19 protein-coding genes and 1 pseudogene are annotated in these 22,241 nt (G+C 39.7%); 9 read left to right on the top strand and 11 right to left on the bottom strand.

The window, feature by feature from the left end; genetic code table 11:
* Positions 1-25 precede the first annotated feature (25 nt).
* The 3 genes from ASE92_RS04560 to ASE92_RS04550 are packed head-to-tail and all read left to right on the top strand — an operon-like array spanning position 26 to position 6,419.
* Complete coding sequence (locus ASE92_RS04560; RefSeq protein ID WP_056848872.1) at positions 26-1,063, top strand: FecR family protein; 1,038 nt, start codon at positions 26-28, stop codon at positions 1,061-1,063.
* Positions 1,060-3,699, top strand: coding sequence for an outer membrane beta-barrel protein (locus tag ASE92_RS04555; protein WP_056848871.1), 2,640 nt, complete (start codon positions 1,060-1,062; stop codon positions 3,697-3,699). Before ASE92_RS04560 ends, ASE92_RS04555 begins: the two co-directional genes overlap by 4 nt.
* Positions 3,700-3,719: 20 nt before the next feature.
* Positions 3,720-6,419: an outer membrane beta-barrel protein gene (locus ASE92_RS04550; RefSeq protein WP_056848870.1), complete on the top strand. Its 2,700-nt coding sequence runs from the start codon at positions 3,720-3,722 to the stop codon at positions 6,417-6,419.
* Positions 6,420-6,541: 122 nt separating this feature from the next.
* Here ASE92_RS04550 and ASE92_RS04545 read toward each other — a convergent pair whose 3' ends face one another.
* Positions 6,542-7,867 (bottom strand): alpha/beta fold hydrolase, encoded by a 1,326-nt coding sequence (locus ASE92_RS04545; RefSeq protein ID WP_056848869.1) that lies wholly within the window; start codon positions 7,865-7,867, stop codon positions 6,542-6,544.
* A 286-nt stretch (positions 7,868-8,153) separates the two neighbouring features.
* On the bottom strand, positions 8,154-9,221 hold the full coding sequence (locus ASE92_RS04540) for an SDR family oxidoreductase (protein ID WP_056848868.1): 1,068 nt from the start codon (positions 9,219-9,221) through the stop codon (positions 8,154-8,156).
* A 123-nt stretch (positions 9,222-9,344) separates the two neighbouring features.
* On the opposite strand from ASE92_RS04540, the gene ASE92_RS04535 reads away from it, so the two are divergent.
* Positions 9,345-9,932 (top strand): Crp/Fnr family transcriptional regulator, encoded by a 588-nt coding sequence (locus tag ASE92_RS04535; protein WP_056848867.1) that lies wholly within the window; start codon positions 9,345-9,347, stop codon positions 9,930-9,932.
* Between the two features lie 90 nt (positions 9,933-10,022).
* Here ASE92_RS04535 and ASE92_RS04530 read toward each other — a convergent pair whose 3' ends face one another.
* The 3 genes from ASE92_RS04530 to ASE92_RS04520 form a co-directional block, all read right to left on the bottom strand.
* Positions 10,023-10,646, bottom strand: coding sequence for a class I SAM-dependent methyltransferase (locus ASE92_RS04530; protein ID WP_056848866.1), 624 nt, complete (start codon positions 10,644-10,646; stop codon positions 10,023-10,025).
* Positions 10,647-10,852: 206 nt separating this feature from the next.
* Positions 10,853-11,935: an AI-2E family transporter gene (locus tag ASE92_RS04525; protein WP_056848865.1), complete on the bottom strand. Its 1,083-nt coding sequence runs from the start codon at positions 11,933-11,935 to the stop codon at positions 10,853-10,855.
* A 103-nt stretch (positions 11,936-12,038) separates the two neighbouring features.
* Positions 12,039-13,394 (bottom strand): alpha-amylase family glycosyl hydrolase, encoded by a 1,356-nt coding sequence (locus ASE92_RS04520; RefSeq protein WP_056848864.1) that lies wholly within the window; start codon positions 13,392-13,394, stop codon positions 12,039-12,041.
* A gap of 315 nt (positions 13,395-13,709) precedes the next feature.
* On the opposite strand from ASE92_RS04520, the gene ASE92_RS04515 reads away from it, so the two are divergent.
* On the top strand, positions 13,710-14,423 hold the full coding sequence (locus tag ASE92_RS04515) for a DUF3891 family protein (protein ID WP_056848863.1): 714 nt from the start codon (positions 13,710-13,712) through the stop codon (positions 14,421-14,423).
* A gap of 110 nt (positions 14,424-14,533) precedes the next feature.
* A complete protein-coding gene (locus tag ASE92_RS04510) occupies positions 14,534-15,247 on the top strand; it encodes a class I SAM-dependent methyltransferase (protein ID WP_056848862.1) in 714 nt (237 codons plus the stop codon).
* Between the two features lie 168 nt (positions 15,248-15,415).
* On the opposite strand, the gene ASE92_RS04505 is transcribed toward ASE92_RS04510, so the two are convergent.
* Together ASE92_RS04505 and ASE92_RS04500 are read right to left on the bottom strand one after the other, a co-directional pair.
* A complete protein-coding gene (locus ASE92_RS04505) occupies positions 15,416-16,036 on the bottom strand; it encodes an alpha-ketoglutarate-dependent dioxygenase AlkB (RefSeq protein ID WP_056848861.1) in 621 nt (206 codons plus the stop codon).
* Positions 16,037-16,225: 189 nt separating this feature from the next.
* Positions 16,226-16,438 (bottom strand): hypothetical protein, encoded by a 213-nt coding sequence (locus ASE92_RS04500; protein WP_056848860.1) that lies wholly within the window; start codon positions 16,436-16,438, stop codon positions 16,226-16,228.
* A gap of 377 nt (positions 16,439-16,815) precedes the next feature.
* Here ASE92_RS04500 and ASE92_RS04495 point away from each other — a divergent pair, with 377 nt between their 5' ends.
* The gene (locus tag ASE92_RS04495; protein WP_162237741.1) at positions 16,816-17,322 is read left to right on the top strand and encodes a DUF4142 domain-containing protein; all 507 of its coding nucleotides are present in this window, start codon (positions 16,816-16,818) and stop codon (positions 17,320-17,322) included.
* Between the two features lie 138 nt (positions 17,323-17,460).
* On the opposite strand, the gene ASE92_RS04490 is transcribed toward ASE92_RS04495, so the two are convergent.
* Together ASE92_RS04490 and ASE92_RS04485 are read right to left on the bottom strand one after the other, a co-directional pair.
* Positions 17,461-17,715 (bottom strand): hypothetical protein, encoded by a 255-nt coding sequence (locus ASE92_RS04490; RefSeq protein ID WP_056848858.1) that lies wholly within the window; start codon positions 17,713-17,715, stop codon positions 17,461-17,463.
* 73 nt (positions 17,716-17,788) lie between these two features.
* Positions 17,789-18,622, bottom strand: a complete 834-nt coding sequence (locus ASE92_RS04485) for an MBL fold metallo-hydrolase (protein ID WP_056848857.1) — start codon at positions 18,620-18,622, stop codon at positions 17,789-17,791.
* A 469-nt stretch (positions 18,623-19,091) separates the two neighbouring features.
* On the opposite strand from ASE92_RS04485, the gene ASE92_RS04480 reads away from it, so the two are divergent.
* Both ASE92_RS04480 and ASE92_RS04475 read left to right on the top strand, forming a co-directional pair.
* Complete coding sequence (locus ASE92_RS04480) at positions 19,092-20,234, top strand: zinc-dependent alcohol dehydrogenase (RefSeq protein ID WP_235527279.1); 1,143 nt, start codon at positions 19,092-19,094, stop codon at positions 20,232-20,234.
* Positions 20,235-20,239: 5 nt separating this feature from the next.
* Positions 20,240-20,722 carry a hypothetical protein gene (locus ASE92_RS04475; protein ID WP_056849284.1) on the top strand — a complete coding sequence of 161 codons (483 nt, stop codon included), beginning with the start codon at positions 20,240-20,242 and terminating at the stop codon, positions 20,720-20,722.
* Positions 20,723-20,813: 91 nt separating this feature from the next.
* Here the strand turns inward: ASE92_RS04475 and ASE92_RS21440 are convergent.
* Together ASE92_RS21440 and ASE92_RS04465 are read right to left on the bottom strand one after the other, a co-directional pair.
* Positions 20,814-21,800 (bottom strand): annotated as a pseudogene (locus ASE92_RS21440) (TIGR03885 family FMN-dependent LLM class oxidoreductase).
* Positions 21,801-21,849: 49 nt separating this feature from the next.
* Positions 21,850-22,104, bottom strand: a complete 255-nt coding sequence (locus tag ASE92_RS04465) for a SemiSWEET family sugar transporter (RefSeq protein ID WP_056848855.1) — start codon at positions 22,102-22,104, stop codon at positions 21,850-21,852.
* Between the last annotated feature and the right edge of the window lie 137 nt (positions 22,105-22,241).

The raw sequence follows: 22,241 nt of genomic DNA, 5'->3' as shown, positions 1-22,241 counted from the left end.
ACTGTCTTTAATGTAAAAGCATGGAATGATGAACAGACAAAAATTCATTAAATTATTTTCCCGAAAAATTTCGGGTGAAATTGATGCCGAGAACCAAGATCTTTTAAACGCAGCGATCAGCGAAAATGAACATTATAGCGCATTAGCAGATGATTTGGAAAACTATTTCCTTAAGTATCCTACAACCGTCAGTCCGGATCGTCAGCAGCAGTTAAACCAAATCTGGGCCACTATTGGGGCAAATGAAAATGAACAGTTCAAGGGTAAATACAGCTATTCCAAACCAAATAAAATTGTCCGCTCTGCAATATGGATTAGATCAGCTGCAGCCATCATTATCATATTCTTTGCAGGCATATTGCTTTACCGACTTCTAAACAAGCAACAACCTAATGAATTTGAGCAGCTAACCACTCAAGAAGTGAAGACTTTTAAAATGCTGGACGATGGGACCAAAGTTTGGTTAAACAAATATTCAACGTTGCGTTACAATAAAGGCTTTGGCGCCCGTGGAAGGGAAATAACCATAGAAGGAGAAGCCTATTTTGATGTAGTCAAAAATGAGCAGGTTCCGCTGTATGTTCACGCTGGAAATATTGATATCGAGGTAAAAGGCACCGCTTTTAGTGTCAAAGCTGAAAAGAATAGCAAGGATATTGAGGTAGCACTACTAAGAGGACTCATTGAAATTAGTGACAGATTAAACAAAAACAACAGCTTATTATTACACCCCAATCAAAAAATTATTTACAACACACTACTAAAAGATAAAGAGAATAAGCTGCAAATGAAATTGGTAAATCCAGCTGTACTTTTGAATGAAACCAAATGGATTGCTGACACCCTTGTTTTCAAAAAAGAAAAGCTTAAGGATCTGGCCCTTAAAATCGAGAAAAAGTACGATGTAAAAATAGACATACAAAGCGAAGCGCTAAAGGAAAAAAGGTTTAGCGGAATATTTATAAACGAAACGATCGAACAGGCAATAGCTTCCCTTAAATTGTCATACCCAATGAACTATACAATCAACAAAAGGTTGGTTGTAATTAAGGAGCAGGAATGAGAAAGGCAATAATGCTCTTTGCGCTAACGTGGATAGTGAGTTCGGATATTTCAGCTCAGGAAAGAAAATTAACCTTGACGTTACGGCAACAACCGCTTAGAGAATTGTTTAAACAAATCGAAAAACATTGCGATTATGGTTTTATATACAGTGATGAAGTTGTTCAGGATACGATGCTGGTATCGATAAAGGTAAGAGACATGGCTGTTTCCAACGTGCTTGGAACGGCTCTTAAAGCCCATCGATTGGTCTTTAATTTAATCTCCGAAAAACTGATTGCAGTTGGTTATCAAAATTACCAGCTGAAAAACCGCGATGTTTCCAGGTCGGCATTCTCCGGAACAATAACAGATAAAAATGGCGTAGGCATCCCCTTTGTATCCTTAACCCTACTGCGATCATCAGATATTATTGAAAAAACAGTAAGTGAAGATAACGGTCGTTACCAGCTCAGCTCTCCTCTTTTACCCGAACATGGCTATCGGCTACTGGCAACCTTTGTCGGTTATAAGCCGCTCGAAATTTCCTTTACCCTTGTAGATATTTCGCATTTACAAAAGCTGGTGATGTTTGAAGACGCACAAACCTTGCAAACCGTAACAGTGGTCAACACCAAACCACTCATCGAAAGAAAAACCGACCGTTACATCGTTAATGTGGAGAACGGTTCACTAGCACAAGGATTATCAGCTTTCGAGGTACTACAAAAATCTCCTGGAATTTGGGTAAATCAGGATGGCAGCATCAGGATTAAGGGAAATCAATCTGTGATGGTGATGATCAACGACGTTGTTCAGCGGATGTCGCAAGATGACTTAGCAGAATACTTAAAATCACTTAGGTCCGAAGATATCAGTAAAATTGAGGTGATATATAACCCGCCTGCAGAATTCGAGGCCGCGGGAACTGGTGGGATCGTTCACATTCTGCTTAAAAAATCACGCAAAGACGGGCTGAACGGATCCCTGAATGCGAGGTATCAAAAACAGGGAAAGCAGGGATTGATCACTAGCGGAAGCTCGTTGGCCTATAAGCTGAAAAGGATTTATCTAGCTGGTAATGGCTCCTACACCAATGACAAAAATTCTTCTTATGGTGAAGAAACATTTTACTACCCTGATGCAAGCATTTTTAGCAATACAACAGTTCGCAGCAACAAAATTTCGAGATATCAATATCGTTTCAGTGCGGTTTACGACATTGCGTCAAATCAATCACTAGCGATACAAAATACAGGTTCAAAGAACCAACCATCGCAACTATTTTTAACAGATATCATCTATCGAAATATCACCACCAGATCAGGTAATGCCCGTGCAGATTGGGATAGAAAAATTAAATTCAATAGCACCACGCTTAACTATACATGGAAGTTAGACAGTCTTGGCTCCTCATTAAAGGTGATTGGAGATTATTCAAAAAATGCTAAAAAGGAGCAGAATCAGCTTTTAACAATTTATAGCTCCCCGTTAAGTGGCATGCAATCCAGAACCTTGACACCGAGCAGTACAGAAATTTATGCCGGCCAAATTGATTACACCAAAAACTGGAAAAATAAACTTGAATTGAAGAGTGGAATAAAGTATAGTGCTATCCACAGAGATAATGAAAGCATAAGCGAAAACCTGATTCAAGGCCTGTGGATAAACAACCCGTTAATCAGTAATCAGTTTCTGTATAAAGAAAAGTTGGCCATGGTGTATACAACGCTTGAAAAAACTATCGGCCCAAACAGCCTTGAAATTGGATTAAGAGCTGAGCAAACCCGTTCTAACGGACTTTCAGTTACATCGGACGATGCTTTTAAAAGAAAATATTTTAGCCTATTTCCATCGGTTTACTTAATGAGAACACTAAATGAAGATAAAGGTTCATCGGTCTTCCTCAACTACTCCAAAAGGCTTCAACGACCATCTTTTAATGATCTTAATCCTTACCGTTTGCAAGTTCACGATTACATGATTTTAACGGGAAATCCTGACCTACTTCCGCAATATTCGCATAATTTTCAGGCAGGCTATAATTTCCTGAGCCATTACAATTTCGATGTTTATTTCTCGTCAACCTCTAATCTGATTGCCTTGCTGGCTAATACAATTGCTAATAATGTTGTTGAATACAAATCATTTAACTTTAGAAAAGGTACAGAATACGGCTTGAACTTAAATGCTTCACCGCAAATTTCGAAGGCCTGGAAGAGCAACTACAGCCTTTCCCTTTACCGGGCTTCAGCCTCCACAAATAACTTGGGCAATACAAAGACTACGCTGGCTGCAAAATCTATGCAAACCATAAGCTTCAAAAAAATACCGACCCTGGATATCATCTCAGAATATAAATCCCCATCGCTTTCCGGTAACACGAGGCTCGGGCATCTGTTCTACGTTGATCTGATGCTTTCACAAAAAATAATTAAAGAAAAAGGTGTGTTGCGAATTTATCTTTCCGATGTATTCAATACCGTCCGAGAAAAGGAATTTTCGTTTAATAACGGCACCATAATCGATTTTTATCAAAAGCGACAAACCCAGAATATTAGTTTATCCTTCAGCTATAATTTCAGCCTCGGCAATAAATTCAATCAAAACAATATTGAGCAAAGCAATAAGGAGGAAAACAGACGGATGGGTAATTAACTACTTTAAGAGTGTTGGCTATGACTGCTAAAAAATATCATTATTTCATTATCACGCTTGCGTTATTCATCGTTGCGAGTTTGTCAGCGTATGCGCAGCAGGTTACAGTAAAACTTGATAAAAAGCCTATTATCGAGCTATTTAAGCAGATCCAGATTCAAACCGGATACTCCATTATTTACAGTAACGAAATCGTTTCCGATTCTACGTTAATATCAATAGAGGCAAATAAACTAAACGTAAATCAATTACTAGATAGCGTCCTAGCCTTCAAAAATCTGATTTCCCAAACACTTTCTGCTTCATTAATTGTGATTCGAAGCAGAGAAATGGAGTTTGAAAAATCCAAACCTCATCAAGTGATCATTTCCGGAAAAGTGATGAATAGCGATGACCATGGGGTTCCATTTGTAACAGTTTCACTTTTAGAAAGCGGAGTGTTGGTAGGTGGAACCATTGCAGACGAGCATGGAAATTTTAAATTCTCCTATCCTTTGAAAAAAAATAATGGTTTCACTTTGAAGCTGACTTCCCTTGGATATGACAAACGGATTTTAAAATTCCCAATGGATAAATATCCTATCGGGATACAAGATTTTGGAAAGATCAAACTTGAATCCCAATCTAAAAATCTACAATCGGTACAGGTGAATGGGAATCAAAGAGTAATTGAAATGAATGATGGAAATATTGTCTTCAACGTTTCCAAAAGCATCAGTGCCCAGGGCACGAATGCACTTGAACTTTTAGCCCGGGCACCAGGTGTAAGCGTTGCAAGTGATAATTCCATCTCTCTGAATGGTAAATCGGGGGCATCGATCTTAATTGATGGAAAGATGACTTATTTATCTAACAGAGAAGTGGCAGAACTACTTAAAACGATGTCGTCCTCTAATATCAGATCAATTGAGATTATCAACAGCCCCGGAGCCAAATACGATGCGGCAGGTACGGCTGGAATTATCAATGTAAAGACTTTGAAATCGACTGTAGATGGCTTGAACATGAGCATCACCTCAGGGCTAAATTATGGCGTTTATTTGAGAAACAATCAGGATCTTTCCATCAACTATAGAAAAAACAGATTCAATTTTTATGGTTCCTACAGTCATTTTTTCGGCTATTATTCTTATCTCTACGGAGGAGACCGAATTCAGGAGGGTAGATTCTATAATAGCTTCACAGATGATGTTGACAAAAGAAATAAAATCGGATCGAGAATTGGTGCAGATTTTATGATTAATAAAAAAAGTACTGTAGGCATATTAGTAAATGGTAATTTCCTTTTTGGTGGAGGAATAACAAATACCAAAACCGAAATTGGCCTGGAGTCGACAAAGATAGTGGAGCAAACGCTCATTGCAGTGAACGACTATTATGCGCAAGGTACCCAACGTTATAACTTTAACGCGAATTATAAATTTGAAGATACGTTAGGCAGAATCTTGAATATTGACGCGGACTATGGGAATTTTACCAAAAGGGCAGGAAACCTTCAATCCAACAAGTATACGCTGAATGATCAAACTATACTCAGTGATAACCTTTATCGCTCATTAAATGGTATCGACATCAGTTTAGGTGCGGTCAAAGTCGATTACATGACAAATTTTTGGAAAGGAAAACTGGAGACTGGTGTGAAATATTCAAGCGTATCCTCTTCAAACAACTCCCGTTTTCTGGAAATCCAGCTGGCAGGTGAAGTGCTGGATCCCTCAAGATCAAATAAATTTTCTTTCGAGGAAAATATTAGCAGTGGTTATGTTAACTATAAGAAACCGTTTGGAAAATGGCAACTCCAAGGCGGTTTGAGGGTTGAAAATTCACGTTCGACAGGTATGCTCGAAGAAGTTTCCGAAATTTCAGGCAATCAGCAAACTATCAACCGAAACTACACGAACTTCTTCCCTTTCTTTTCCGCCAGTTTGACGGCCTCCACGTCACATAGCTTTTCTTTTAGTTATTCAAAAAGAATAGATCGGCCGGCTTACCAAAATCTAAATCCTTTTATTTATTTGTTGGATGAACTTTCTTTTTGGCAGGGAAATCCATTCCTGAAACCTCAGATCAGCCATCGAGGACTAATACAATATGTACACAAAAGCACCATCATCGGCTTAGGTTATACGTATACCAATGATTTTAGCATGGAAGTCACGGATACCATCGGTTCATCGAAAATTGTCATGATTCCCCGAAATCTGGGTAATCAGCAGCATGTAGCCTTAACATTGACCCAATCGTTAAAGCCTGTGGCTTGGTGGGAGATTACCTTTAATGGAACGCTTTTCCAGCTTAATAACAACATTGATTTCGGGAATAGCCGAACCCTTGATCTTAAACAAACAGCTGCGAGATTAAGTCTCCAGCAGACATTCCGATTGCCCAAGGGTTTTATTGGCGAAGTGATGGGATTTTACAACTCTAAACGCCTTGTTGGGGCAAATCAGTTCTTTGAACCCAATAGTCAGGTAGACATAGGATTACAGCGAAGCTTTTGGCAAAAGAATGGCACTTTAAGAGTTGTTTATAGTGATATTTTCAAAGGAAGCCAGGCACACTCCTTGCAAAGCATCGGAAATTTTACCATCCGAAACTATAGCTATTTTGAAAACAGACAACTAAAACTTAGCTTCAGTTACAAGTTTTCTACAGGAAACTCAAAAGGTCCAAGAACCCGAACTTCTGCTTTAGAGAATGAAAGTGGACGAATCAAATAACATTTAAAAGTATTTTCGGCAATTAACTTATATGAATTTGGATATCACGCTTGCTCGAGCATCTTCAATAACACCGTAAATCTCTATAAATAAAAAAGGATACTGAACCCAGATGACAGCAATTATTTCCACATTAAAAAATCCAGCACAATTTTGTTGAAAGCTGACGGATTTTCTTTGGGAGCGAAATGGGTTGCACCTTGTAGCAGCTGTAATTTTGCTCCGGGTATTCCCTCTGCAATAGATCGGGTATGCGCCTCTAAAATAATATCTTTTTCACTCGCAAGCACTAACGTTTTGGCGGTTATGTTTTTAAGCGACTTTTGATCAATCTGCGGCTCCTTTAATAACATCTCGAGGAGCAGCATGGTATTTTTATCTTCAGGATTGTTTTTCGACTTTAGCTTATTCAGGTCACTTTTAGTTTGCTTCAAAATTGTCGGACTAACAGAGGATTCCTCAGGATTAAGGTTAGCGCCCATCACTACTAATCTTTTAACGTAATCAGGATTTTTAATGGCAAGAGTAAGACCGGTATTTCCTCCATCACTCCAACCTAAAATATTCACATTTTTGAGATGTAGACTATCTAAAAGCGTTTTCATATCTTCCGCAAAAAGATCATACGAAAGGGATTCAGACCTATTTCCTGAACTTTTCCCCTGTGCCCTGGTATCTACTGCGATTACTTGAAAGTGCTTAGTAAACTCCCCTATCTGCGATTTGAAATCACTAATCGATCCACCGTTACCATGTAGCAACAGCAAAGGTTCGCCTGATCCATAAGTTTCACAATAAATTCTTGAGCCCGCAACATTGATGTATTTGCCTTTGAGTTTATCACGTCCATAAGGATAAATGATCTTTGCATTTCTGGAGTTTATATGCAGATGGTGTAGAATATTTCGATCGCTATCCAAGGCCAGTTCTATTTTTACCCCTTGTTTTTCCTTTAAAGTTTCAGTTCCCCTAAAGCCTTTAAGTGGCAGTGGCGATTCTTCGAAATCAGCATTAGGGATAACTACTTTTTTCCACGAACCAGCAGCCGTTTCCACCTCGAAGCTAAAGTTATCGTAATAAAAATCCCCATTTCCACGGGTATTCACATATAACCATACCTTTTGTGCACTTGACGCTACTGTTCCGGCGATCTCATAGTGATGCCAGGCAGAATCTTTATTAGTAGCAGTTTTCGATTGCCTTGTTCCGGGAACAAAATCATAATCTCCTTTTCCAACCTGAAGAAAAAAGAATCCCGCCAGGCTGATACTGTCGGATGGTATATTCTTGATATCCACTCCTGCCTTGAAGCGCTTTCCTATAAAAGATTTAATTGGAATTTCCCGTACAATCCCAAGATCATTGCTGGTAGTAAGTTGTCCAAAGCAAGGCAAAGCCGAGGCAAAAAAGAAAATTATAGCGCAAAATCGAATGGTGTTATACCTCATATAGCAGAATAGAAAATGTTACTAAAGTCAATCTCGGCGCTAAATTAGAATTTCAAATTAATTTTATCTATCAAAAATACTAAGCAGAAATTTTTAAAATACCCAAATTCATTTTACGTCTCTATTATGACAGCCGCACCTCCACCATTTTGCTCGATTTAATCGGGATGCTTGTGCCTGACTTTACCGCTTAACATTCCTTTTATAATCCATTGCCTGATGATTTGCTTTGCTTAACCTCAAAATAGATTAAGTTGTTAAATTTTTTTTTGTTTAAAAACTTCGTTTAAGGAATCAATTTTTTATCACGCAAACGTTCGAACAAATTAAAAAAAGTTTCCTCTGTATCCTGATATTCCATAAACCCGAATTTCCTGCTTTTTGACATGCTGGTCATTACCTCTATTGGCCTGCCCAGATCGAGATCAGTATGCCAGGCTGAGGCTAAACGATCCAGGTTCGTTTCTTTTAAATGATATTTACTCGCAATTTCAGCCCATATTAAAGAAGCGTTACTCATCTGATCTTCCAATGGATTTATATCCCCGTTGAAGCCAACACTAGCAATTTCGAAGTAATCTGCAATTTTTTTCCAAAGCCGGTTCCAGCGAAATACATCTCCATTTACCACGTTGTATGCCTGATTTTTTGCAGCATCTGTGGTCGAAGCCCAAATTAAATGAGCAGCTAAAACACTTGCATCCGTTACATCAGATATTCCTTCCCACTGTGCCCTTGAACCTGGCCAAATAAAAGCATTTCCAGTTTCCTTACAGATAGTGGCATAAGCTGCCAGTGTAGTTCCCATATTCATGGCGTTACCAACAGCATGGCCAATTACCGTATGCGGCCGATGTATGCTCCAGGTATAACCATCTCTCGCTGCTCCGGCATAAACCTCATCCTCCTGAGCATAATAAAAATTTTCCAAATCGAGGCGGGGATGTTCCTCTCGGAGAGGTGTTTCAGGAAGAAAACCCTCTTTTGCGTAAGCCTCAAATGGTCCAAGGTAATGTTTCAACCCGGTTACCAGTGCTACATGTTCCACTGTTTTTTTTGGCGAAAGGACGCTCAGCAGGTTTCTCACCATTAATCCGTTTACCCGAACATTTTCCGCTTCCGTATCATTCCGCATCCAGGTGGTAATAAAAACATGCGTCGGCATAATATTAGTAAGGCCGGTTTCTAAGCTTTTTAAATCAAGCAGGTCTGCCGCAACAGGTATAAGTTTTTCATTCTCCGGATTTGGGCTTCGGGAAAGGCCGTATGTTTCCCAACCCTGTTCAATCAGTTTTTCTGCCAGATTTCCTCCCGTGATGCCACTTGCTCCTACCACTAATGCTATCCTTTTCATATTTTTCTTTTTATTTGTGCAAAGTTATAGTCGAGATATTGAAATACACTTGATATTTGTCAAGAGGGCAAATCCATATATTCAAATAACAGGTAGTACTGATATTCCAAACCAATAAAGTTTATGAACAGTTTTGAAATCCTCTTCAGTCACATTGATCGAAAAATATCGCTTTCTCCTGAAGAAAAGCATATGGTTTTCGAGCATTTTATACCTAAACAATTAGCGAAGAAGCAATATCTGTTAAGTGAGGGTGAAGTGTGCAGGAATTTGGCATTTGTATGCAGCGGCTTGCTGAAAACTTTCAATGTTGATGAAAAAGGAATCGAACGTGTAAGTATTTTCGGCTGGGAAGGCTGGTGGCTATCTGATTTCAGCAGCTTTTTAACCGGAATAAAATCTGTATCCTTCATTGATGCCCTGGAAGATGCTGAGTTGCTTTTGATTTCCAAAGAAAACTATGAAGCGCTCACGCTTCAAGTGCCCAAAATGGACAGGTTTTTTAGAATTTTATACCAGAATAGTATTGTGACCAAAGAACGTAGACTTCGAAATTCCATAACCTACTCTGCCAGTGAACGGTATAGTGAATTTATTGAAACGAATCCAGAAGTAAGCAACCGAATCCCACAACACTTAATCGCGTCCTATCTCGGCATAGCACCTGAAACCTTAAGCCGGATAAAACGTAAAATAGCAGCAGAAAAATAAAGCTACAGAAGCCCGGTATAAGGATCATTAAAGCAAGTATTCCGTTTAAAGCCCATGATTTTCCCTCAGATTTAACGTTTTACCCTAATTCTATTGCTTTTGTACACACCAGGTGGTCATACTGCGAAGGTTTTGAACATTTGTGGTTTTTATAGGCTCATGCAGCTCACCTCCCATTTTTTTTGTTAAACGGATAAGCATTTCCTGATTAACTAAAAATCGCTCAGACTCATCCGGGAGGATATAACGTCCGTTGCCAATAAAGTGGACACTTGATTCAATTCCAATATCAGAGGCAAGCCGACAAAAAAAATATCCGCCAGGTTTTAAAACCCGCCACATCTCGTTAAGCATGGCTTCAAAATGTTCCATGTTTTCTGCAAAATGAAGAACCGCACTGCTAATAACCAGGTCAAAATCTGCATCTGGAAAAGGAAGAGAAGTTATATTGGCCACCTGAAAATGACCGGATAAAGGTTTCGCAGCGTAAATGTGGGCTAGTTCCTCAACTCGCTGAATCGCTTCGGGCTGTTGATCAACCCCAAAAACCTCGAAACCACTTCGAAGAAAATACACCAGATTGCGACCCTCACCGCAGCCCGCATCCAGTATTTTTTCACAATGATCGTAAGTCCCTTTCAGAAGTTGATCGAAAAGATAAATGTCGATTTTACCGTAAATTTCCTGAAGATTTTCCTTTCCTGATTTTTTCATTTTCGCAAAGATAACATTTGCTTAAACTCTGCTCATCATATAATAAAAATAGCTTTGGAGCTTAAATCAGTACCACGAAGAAGATTATCAAAGCGGAAAAATTATTTACAAAACCGATGGATGAATAATCTGGAGCGCAAAATGGAAAGCACGTACATTGGTAGCTTTCAAAAAGAATAAATCGGTTTCTTTTTAAATCCTTGAAATCAATTTTTAGCAAACACCTTCTTAAAATAATCTAAAACGGAGGTTTTTGGTTTTCTGGGATTTTCGGGACCAATAAGAAACCCATAAGGCTGCAAATGCGGATAGTGATCGCAAATGATTTTTGCCATCCCCAATAACGGCACTGCCAAAATCATTCCCGCGACACCCCACACCAGCTCACCCAGCACAATAGCCATAATGGTGAACAGTGGGTTAATATTCACTTGCTCACCAACAATAACGGGTTCCAGAATATAACTTTGCAAAAATTGCACAAGAAAGTAGGTAATTAAAACACCGATGATCATCTTTCCATCTCCACCCTGCGCTACAACGGCGAGCACAGTCAAACCGGTACCGGTCAGATTTCCAATAAATGGGATAACTTCGAGAAGGCCGCAAAGTACAGCAAAAAAAATGGCACTTTCCACCCCAACAATGCTAAAACCTATTCCATACATGATCCATAATACACCGATCATGGCAGCAAGACCGCTAAGATATTTCTGCGACACCTTCCCTGCCTGATGAATGACTTCAGTTGTATCCTCATTTTCCTTATTTGGAACCAGCTTCAGCAAGAACTTTTTGATGTGGCCACGCATGGAAAGAAAAAGAAACATGTAAACCAGCACAAGAACGGTGTTGATCAGAACGCCCATCAAACCAGAAGCAAAAGATAAGATCAATCCACCTGATTTGCCCTTGGTACCTTGCTCAATGGCCTTTTGCTGCTCTGCCTTTTTGACCCCAATCGTTTCATTGATCCAAGACTTTAAAGACTCCAACATCCCAACTATTCGCTTTTCCATTCCGTCGAGATGATCAGCCAGACTTCCCAGTTGGATGGACAACAGCGCAATGATCAGCCCCACGGCAAGAACGAACAGCAATATACACGCAAGCGAGGCAAAGGCCCTGGAAGCCCCTTTGCGTTCAAAGAAGTTGGATAGCCTGATGAAAACCATCGACAACACTGCAGCCAGTGTTAACGGAATCAAAAATGGAGCGGCGAAATACAGTCCGCCAAAGGCCAGCACAAAAAGGAACAGCGTATTTACAGAGAGGCTAAGTTTTTCCATATGCCAACAAACAATACGCCGCTGCAAAAGTTTAGTGAGACGAAGGATATTGTAAAAAAGGTGGCTTGAATTTATGAGTAAGGCAACATTAAACTTATGATTTCTATTTTTGAAAAATTAAGTATTGAAAAGGTTCCAACCTGACTACCTGCGCCAGGTTGGTTTTTGAGCCATCTGAGATGTTTGTCCACTTGCCCTTAAGCTTAACTGGAAGACGGTACGTAACAGGTTTATTTCTCAAATTTGCTAGTACAAGCACCGTTTGCTTTTCGAGGGTTTTGGTAAAAACGCAAACATCATTGCTACTGTATGAAACCAAAGCACCCCTTCGCACAGCCTTACTTTTGTTTCGGAAACCCACTATTTTCTTATACTCCTCAAGCACATCCCGGTTAGTTTCTTCGAAAGACCAGTCGATGGATTTTCCCGTAAAAGGAAAGGTAAGCCTGAATGGCGTTCCTATCTCCTGTCCGTTATAAATCATTGGAACGCCTTTCATGTAGGCGGTAACAACGAAGGCGGCAGCTGACCCTTTTTTGCCACCGAAGAGCTCAAGCGGAGTGCCGTCTGATCCGTTGACATCGTGATTTGTCAAGTATCGAACCACTGCCTGGCCACTCTTTGCACCTTTATAGTCACTATTATTTAACGTATCAATCGACTTTACAGATTTATTATTGCTAAAGATACTTTTCAGATTCCCGAAATAATTGAAACCAAAAAAGTAGTCAAAACCAGCAGTAAAATATCTGGGACTACTGCCCTCGGCCAACATCAAAAGGTTATGGGTTTTAATGGTCTTCAGACTATCATTTACCTGTTTCCAGAAATCAAGTGGAGGACCATCAGCATAATCACAACGAAAGCCGTCGATATTTGCTTTATATACCCAGGACTTCATGGAATGAATTAGTGACAACCTCAGTTCCTGGTTGCGGAAATCTAGCTGGGCAACATCCCGCCAGGTTTCCGGGTACTTGATTTCGCCCAAACTATCACGCAGATAATAACCCGGTTTGTTTATCCAGGGATGGTCCCACGAAGTATGATTGGCTACAATATCAAGCATTACGGCAATATTTCTTTTATGCGCTTCATCCACCAACTTTCGTAAATCGTTCAGCGTACCAAATTCTTTTCCTACCTCATCGTAATTCATCGTTGCATAAGGAGAATTTGCGCCTTTGAGTTTACCTACCGGATAAATGGGCATAAGGTAGATCACATTAATACCAAGGTCTTCAATCGAGTTCAATCTTTGAGTTACGCCTGTAAAATCACCTGTTTTACTGAAGGCCCGGGTGTTTACCTGATAAAGCATCACATCCCTGGTATCGGGAACGCCCGTAAACGGCTGACCGTATTGAGCAGGATAGCCATTATTTTGAGCATGAGCGAGCACAGATAGCATCAAAAACCAACCTGCTAAAAGAAATATTATCGAAAGTTTATTTTTCATTTGCGAAAATTTTAGATTTTAAAGGTAGCAAGGAGGATGACATAAAGTATCCTCCGAAGCGCAAAATTACTAAGCGTAACCAGAATTTTGCTTTAGATACAAAATGGTGCCGCATCCGCCTTTGGAATTTGAAACGACCAGATAGCTTTTATGGTGGGGATCATCTATCAGGATAAACAGCAATCGATTTTACAATGGGGATATTAAGTCTGTTTTTTTATAAATTTAGTTTTGTGCTGCTGGTCAAAACATTGATAAAACCTATTGAATTAAATTCTGTTGATCTTTTGGACCCGAAAGAAAAGGTCAATAATCATGATTGTACAATATGATGAAAAAGGCTGGCACATTGTTACCCAACGTTCACACGGACTGCTTGCAGGGCAGATTTGCGCTCGATGGAAAGTTACGGACCAACCCGAAAAATGGGTGGAGACCTTAATCGCCACAGCTGAACATGATGACGTTTACAATGAATTCGAACGCAGCCCGCTTATTGATGAGAATGGAGCACCAGTCAATTTTAAGAGTACCAGATTTGACTTGGACAGTTCGGCCAGATTGATGGACATGGCTTTAACCAAAAGCCGGGTTATTGCGCTATTAATCGCCAGGCATATTTCTTTTACGCATGGAAGCGATCCATTAGCCAAAAGTTTCATAACACATTTGAAAAAGAAGGAACCGCGATGGCTTAAGGAAACAGAAGTCACAAAAAAATCAATTGACCTGGCTTACGCTCTTTTGGAATTTTCAGATGCCCTTTCCTTATTGATCTGTCAGTCGCAAATACCACCTGAAGGTCGCAAGTTACAAATCAGTACCGGACCTAATGGACTTCCCTATTTCCTCTCTCAAAAAGAAGAATCACTCATTGTAGAGCCATGGCCTTTTGAAACAGATCAATTTTCAGTCAGCTATGAAACCAGAACAATAAAGCAGCTCAGGTTTAAAAGTGATGAGGAGTTTAGGTCAAAACTGAAAACTTCCCCCGTTAAAAATCATAATTTGATAATCTCCCGTTCGTAGAGATAAAAAACATCACCAAAAAAAGAAATGTACATTTTTTCAGTCGATCTTATAACCTCATGACCTCGTTTTAGAAATAGATAATTTAACCTAAATTACAAATCATCCCTATGAAAATATCAAATTTTGTCCTTAGCGCTTTCTTAGTGTTATTGTTTCAAACGGCCGTTGCACAACAACAATCTCCTTACACTTTCAAAAAGCCATCCGCAAATGGTACAGGCAAGGTATATATGGGCCGCGAGATTGCCCAGGTAATGAGCTTCGAAGGCGTGGAATGGTTGGAAAGAAATAGCCGGACAGCGGAAGAAAACACTAATCTGGCTTTAGCGTCGATGTCACTAAAGAGCAACACCGTTGTTGCTGATATTGGTGCAGGATCTGGATTTTATACTTTCCGGGTTGCTACACGTATTCCGAAGGGCAAGGTATATGCGGTGGAAATCCAAAATGATGCGATTGATCACCTTAAGAAAAAAGCGTTCGACGATGGTCTCAAAAACGTGGAAGTGATCAAAGGCTCAGACACCTCACCCAATTTACCAGCCAGTGCAATTGACCTGGCATTTATGGTAGATGTTTATCATGAATTAGAAAACCCTGCAGCATATCTCGCAGCGATAAGCAAAGCGCTTAAACCCAATGGTCAGCTGCTGCTATTGGAATATAAAGCAGAAGACCCGCAGGTAGCAATCAAACCAGAGCACAAAATGAGTGTAAAGCAAGTGAAAAAAGAGCTTGAAGCGAGTGGATTTAAGCTGGTTAAAAACGGCAAATTTCTGCCCTTACAGCATTTCCTACTATTTGAAAAAACAGTAAAATAAAATTTCCTTTATCAAGTTTCCGTGTCACGGGTTATAGGAAACTTTTAATCTGTAGCAGCTCAATTAATGCTTTTTGCCGCTATCCGAAAGCTTACGCATCATTATCTATAACCAAAAAACATGGCGAAAGGCTTGCGGTGAAACGTTAGGTTCGTGTCACAATCTCATTTAAACACCTAGGTGTTCGGCTAACATTTGAGCAACTTTTCCGTTTGGATCAAGTGGCTGCACCCTGGATGGCTTCACTTTTCGATAAGTGATCGAAACTCTCCTATCTCTATGAACTATATTTCCATCGATCATATCTTTTTTTCTTGGCGGAATTGCGTGATTCCACTTTTTGCGGGCATCATCCTGCATCACATATAAAGATCGCCTGGGAATCACCACGTCGATAACTTCAAAAGTGCTGGTATTAGTAAATTTCATCACACATCCACTTCCGAGGTTAATCCCGCAAATTTGATTCTCATAATAAACCCGGTCTTTATGTGATTTAATCCCTTGACCAGGAAGGTATTCGTTGATTATTACCTGATCAGGCTGATGATCTAAAACATGCTTTTCAACAATTTCCTGCGCCAGTTGATCAATTTCCTGGGGAATAGCGATCGGATAACTCACCAGATTGTAGGGTGCCTCCAGTTCATTTCTAAAGCCATAATATTGAAGCCTTCTTTGATAATCAACTATCCATGACTGACCATCAATTTCATTTAATAATTTTGTTTCTCTTGCTGGATCAATAAAATCTGGATACAAGAACAAACCTGGTATAAGCGTTTCCATTTTTTTAAATTAAAATATAACATCTAAACCTTGATAACGAGGGAAACAAACGAACTGGATTTCAGCAGCTACTGGAGTTAAACTAAAGTAGTGCTTAAGATAAAAGATGGGTTAAATCCTATCATCTACATTCCGAACGTTTCCCTACAAAAACCAACCAATTAACGACTAACTAGACTTCCATTAAAACTAGCGTTGCTCCTGCTCAATCGCTGCACCTATTTTTTGGACCAAATCTTCTGGAATAAGATCACTGGTTTTCCAGATTGTAAATGGCGGTTCCTCCAGCTTTTCGGGAAATATGACACCTGCATGAACCCCATCAAGACTGACATGGTATTCATTATTAAACTGATTTACCTCAACTTTGTAGGTATTGATGTTGAAACTATACGATTGCATAACATAGCTAATATGAAAGACAACATATTTGGCATGAATTGGTTTTGACCACCTCAGGTTAATTACTTCTAAACCAAATCAATCGCGATTTGAATTTTTAGGACCATCATTTGTCGAGCTACTTCATTTGAACGGAATTAGATCTCATTAGTCTCAATCTTTTCTAAACCGAAGTTAAATACCTGCTTAGCTTCAAAATGTACGTGTTTTTCTCTCCTATCACAGGTCGCATCAACAAACAATTAAGGAGCGATGTTTTCAAGAAGATAAAATATAATATTATGATTAAAAGGACATTTAAGTGGAGAAATACAATTACCATTATAGCACTAGCCAACCTTGGCTTGGGCTGCAATATAGCCGACAAACGTTCATCAATGGAAAAAGACAGCGTTGGAAATGATACTGCTGTTAAAGATCACGTTGGAGGGGTTGAAACATTCGAAACAAATATGGAGGAAGATGCAGCAGGATATTTGAAAGCAGCGAGCCAATCTCTAGTTGTTCAAGATAGTTTACTTACTGCGGCTTTGTCTTCCGGAAGCAGTGAAGAAATTAAAACATATGCAAAAAAAGCACGTGAACGCACCAGATTTTATAAAAAAAACTTGGAGGGTTTCTGCAATAAAAATAAAGTGCTTTTAAATGAGGCATTGCGTATCGAACAAGTCGATTCGCTTCGTTGGTTATCTCGGCAGGTAGGTATAGCATTCGACAGGCCATTTTATAAACAGCTATCTGTTGAGTTGGATAAAAACATTGAAGCTTATGAGGATGCCAATAACGCAAGACAACAAAGGGTAAAAGATTTTGTAAAAGACGAGTTACCAAGATTAAAAAAGGAGAAAGAACTCCTAGATGAGCTGGGAAGAAAACTGGACTAATCCCGTAGTATTAAACAATCCCGTTAGCTAATTATCTATAGTGATTTTAATGCTTATCAGCTATGCCTTTTGATTACGTTTTTTATTGTATTCTGATGGACGCTGCGCAACCATTCAATTACGCCGCGTCCGTTTCTATTAAGGAGTGGCAGGGCCTTTATGCTCCCAATGGTCTTTAATAACCTCACCATTTGATCCGAATTTAAGCCTTCTGGCGTAGCGCTCGCTTCTGATTTTTCCATTTGCATCCTTCTTACCAATAAAAATTATAATTGCTCTGCCGTCATCGTCTGTTTTCAGCGAAAGATCATAACGACCAAAGTTTGTTTCAATAAATTCATTTTCCGGATAGGCCTTATTAATTACCTTAATTAACGTATCTGTAAGTTTCATGTCTTTGATGTCGTTTAATATTTCACATTGATTTCCATTTAGTATCTATCATAATTAAATGGTAGACGCTATCTTAGCTAAACCTCCCATGTTTCGGTACTGCTTTCTCGTGAAAGTTTCCGGCTAAATCTTTTAATTGCGATCTCATTTCTTCACCTTCCATCACCTGGCCATGTCCGGTAAGTAGAAACTCCGGATCAATGCTGGCTAACGTTTTCACCGATTGATGGGCAGCATCCCAATCAGTAGTCAAATATCGTGGCGGGCCATTGACCTCTTTAATCTGGAAGAGAACTTTATAAAGTGAATCTTGCCTCACGGTTACAACAGCATCGCCGCTAATCAGTACACGATCTATTGCCCTGAAAATGGAAATATGCCCAGGCGAATGTCCTGGAGTATGTTTCCATCTCCAATCTTCAAATCCTGGCAAAGTTTGGTTCTCAGGCAGAACTTTTAGATAAGGGGCGATATTTGTAGCCTTATGCGGATATAGTGAAGATATTTTTGCCAAAAGCCCACCTTCAACAGTGTCATCTGGTTCAGGATAATCTTGTGTTCCATTTAGAAAAGGAAACTCTGCCAGGTGTGCATAGACTGGAACTTGCCATTTTTCAAGAAGTTCAACAAGACCTCCCACATGATCAAAATGACCATGAGTGAGCAAAATAAAGTCAGGTTTTAGTTCTCCAAATCTTTCTGTTGCAACTTTGAGAATTTCTTTTCCCGAAGTTGGCATTCCAGCATCAACTAAAAACCACGATTCACCAGGTTTGCCCACCATAGCAATATTCACAATTTGATTGGTGTAATAGTATACATCGCCAGAAATTACTCCATCATCATAGCTGGATGATGAAGTCATTGGGATAAAATGATTATCCTCACTTTGAGATATTTTTTCCATAAGCTTTCGATTTTTCAATTTCACGTTTGCAGAAAGATTTTCAATTATATTTTAAACTTTGATCAGCTCCTCTCAAACGGTATACATTAGTCCTCTTCTAAAAAATCGAGAATTTCAAATGATGGTTTTATCATTTTGCGGCAACATCGATTTTTTTATAGCGGCGAAAAGCAATCGTTTAAATCAGATTGGCACGTTTCAACTCACACCGCTTAAGTATGTGGAAAGCCAGCGATAACGGACGTTTTTCAAAAAAGAATTGATTACCAATAAGCTTGCTGAAGATATATTGAAACGAATATTTACAAAACTTTTGCTTCTTAGGGCATGTTTTTCAACTAACAACTAAGAATTTTTAGTTATGAAAAAAATAAAAGTTTTACCATTTTTTCCTCTAATTTTTTCATACCGATATTCAATTTCAAATAACTAAATCCTTAAACCATTAATTTTTTTTGAAATGCTAGCAATGAATTATAGAGGACCATTTAGGGTCCGGGCCGAGCAACGACCAATGCCAGAAATTCTTCATCCTGAGGATGCCATCGTGAGGGTGACCAGAACCTGTATATGCGGTTCTGATCTTCATCTTTATCATGGTATGGTGCCCGATACGAGGGTTGGATCAACCTTCGGACACGAGTTTATTGGAATTATCGAGGAAGTAGGGCCGCTGGTTATCAATGTTAAAGTAGGTGATCAGGTTCTGGTTCCATTTAATATTGCGTGTGGAAAGTGTAATTTCTGCAAACAAGGTTTATATGGAAACTGCCATGAATCGAACACCATGGCAACTGCAGTGGGTGGCATTTTTGGATATTCCCATACGGCGGGAGGATACAACGGCGGACAGGCTGAATATGTACGAGTGCCTTATGCTAACGTGGGACCAACAGTGATTCCCCCAGATATGGATCCGGATGACGCGGTGTTACTTACCGATGTGGTGCCCACTGGTTATCAGGCGGCAGAAATGGGTGGTATTAAAGAAGGCGATACCGTAGTAGTTTTTGGTGCCGGACCTATTGGAATTATGGCAGCAAGATGTGCCTGGTTTTTTGGTGCTGCAAGGGTCATCATCATCGACCATGTAGACTATCGCTTAGAGTTTGCAAAAAATTATGCGAAGTGTGAAGCGTATAACTTCAAATCTATGGCTGATCCGGTTTTGTTCCTTAAGAAAACAACCGATTGGTATGGTGCCGATGTGTGTATCGATTGCGTGGGTTGCGAGGCAGAAGGGAACGCATTACAAACCTTCACTGGAAAAATTACCCTGATGCAGGCGGGTGCAGCCACAGCGCTACAATGGGCCATTAATTCTGTGAAAAAAGGCGGTATTGTATCAGTGGTAGGCGTTTATGGTCCACCGTTTAATTACGTACCTATTGGAAATGTATTGAACAAGGGAATAACGTTACGTGCCAATCAAGCTTCAGTAAAAAGGCTGCTTCCTAAATTAATTGATCATGTGCAATCCGGCAGGCTTAGTCCAAAAGATTTAATTACCCATCGTGTTCCACTGGAAGAAATTGCAGATGCCTATAACATTTTCTCGAAGAAACTTGACGAGTGTATCAAAACGGTATTAATTCCTTCAACAAAAAATTAAGAAAGATGAAAACAAATTCGATAGATTACAAAAGCATTCCGGGTTGGGGAATAGATATAGACCCTGGAAACGAACCCACTTATCCAATGAAAAACTATACGGGAGACGACCATAAGCGTAGTGTTTATGAGCGGTCAGAGCCACAACCTGTGAACATTGAATTACTTAAATCGAACGAAAGACCAGCATTTAGTATGGTATTTGGGGAGTCGATTCCTCCATCGGGTTTAAGTGGAATGATTAGAAGATATGCTTTCAAACATAGTGAAGACCGTTACCGACATTGGATTCCACTTATTCTAGCCGACCGCGTGAACGCTTGGGAAGGGATTGTAGATGATTTAAAAAAAGGAACAATTCCTAATATTTTTGCGGAGAGAGGCATGAAATCGGAAATGAAATACAATGCTGGCCCTTTCGCCAAAAAAGCGTTGACCACAGTAGCAGTTGGCTTCGCTTTATATCTGCTTTGCAGGAAAAAAAGATAAGGCTTTAATTGTTTTTCCCTCAGTGACTAGGGTGAGCTTACTTCTCAGTAAGCTCACTTAACAAAAAGAAATCATATCGAATGCCTTTTCATCAGCGAATAGCGAGAAGGTTTCCATTTAAAAAACGAAGATTAGGAAGTACTTCGGCACCAAAATCTTCGATAAATTCTTTTTGATTGCGATTTACATTGTGTAGAATTACGCGATCTATTCCTAAACTTAGGTCTTGTTCAATCCAGTTTTTATGCTGAACGAGGCTCGAGGAAATTCTCACATGTTCTTCCATATCCGCCGGCTTTACCAATTGGGCTGCAGCATCAAAATGTGCCACTGTGGGCAATTCACCCAGTACACTTCCCTGAAAAATATTGCTGCGCCACTGGTCATATGCTCCAGCTTCTGCCTCCTCCTTCGCTCGTGAATAAGATAACTGAACTTTTAAATGAATGGGTTTCCCTGCGCCGCCATTGCTTCTAAACGCCTGCACTACTTTTTCGAGTTCATGATGAGGTTTATGCGTCGTTAGTAAGCCGTCTGCCCATTCGCCCGCCCACCTTGCAGTTTCCAGGCTAACTGCCGCACAAAATAACAGTGGTTTTTCTTTTGGCAACGTATATAGTCTTGCGTTCTCTACATTAACCAGGCCTCTATGGTTAACCTCTTCCCCATCTAAAAGCCTTCAAATTATTTGGTAGCATTCCAAAAGTCTGGCATTCCTTAAAGATTTCTCCGGCCATTTATCACCAGTGATACTTTCATTCAAAGCTTCGCCACTTCCCAGGGCAACCGATAGTCGTCCGGGAAACATTTCATTGAGCGTGGCAATGGCCTGAGCCACTATGGCTGGATGATAACGTTGACCAGGGGCACAAACTACGCTGTAAGGTAAAGTGGTAGATTGAAGTGCTGCGCCAAGCCAGGCAAATGAGAAGCCGCTTTCACCCTGCCGCTCACTCCAGGGATGAAAATGATCTGATGAGGAGATAGCATTAAACCCACAAGGTTGCGCTAGTTCGCTAAGTTCGAATAAAACGCTAGGGGGAAATTGTTCATGTGAAGCATGATAAGCTATTGTCATTTTAAGAAATTTTAGTAGGGTTTATAATTCAGAATTCATCTAGCACAACTTAGCAATAACGAAATTTGAGCACAATCATCACAATATTCAATGCCAGCGCAAAGAAGTTCGTAGAAATTATCGCGATATCTGACTTCACGAATCCGTAATAAATCCAAAGCGCATTTCCGGTCATTAAAACAATAAACATGAATATAGATACCTCTTCTGCCTTTTTCTTTTTCAAGGTCTTAATAATCTGGGGAAGAATAGACGACGATGTACATATACCAGCCACTATTCCAAGAATGTCGATTCCTTCCATATTTCCTAGTTACATTTTATCAGAATTTTGTTTTCAAAAGATTTTGGGTGCCTTCACCTCAAAAACTTAGATACCCAAACAACAAGCTTTTTATTGGCTCTGTTCTGCTAAAATGTAAATCAAGTAAATTCTCTCTC

This window comes from Pedobacter sp. Leaf41 (assembly GCF_001422545.1).
Classification (GTDB): Bacteria; Bacteroidota; Bacteroidia; order Sphingobacteriales; family Sphingobacteriaceae; genus Pedobacter.
This window is presented reverse-complemented; position numbering and strand designations above follow the sequence as displayed.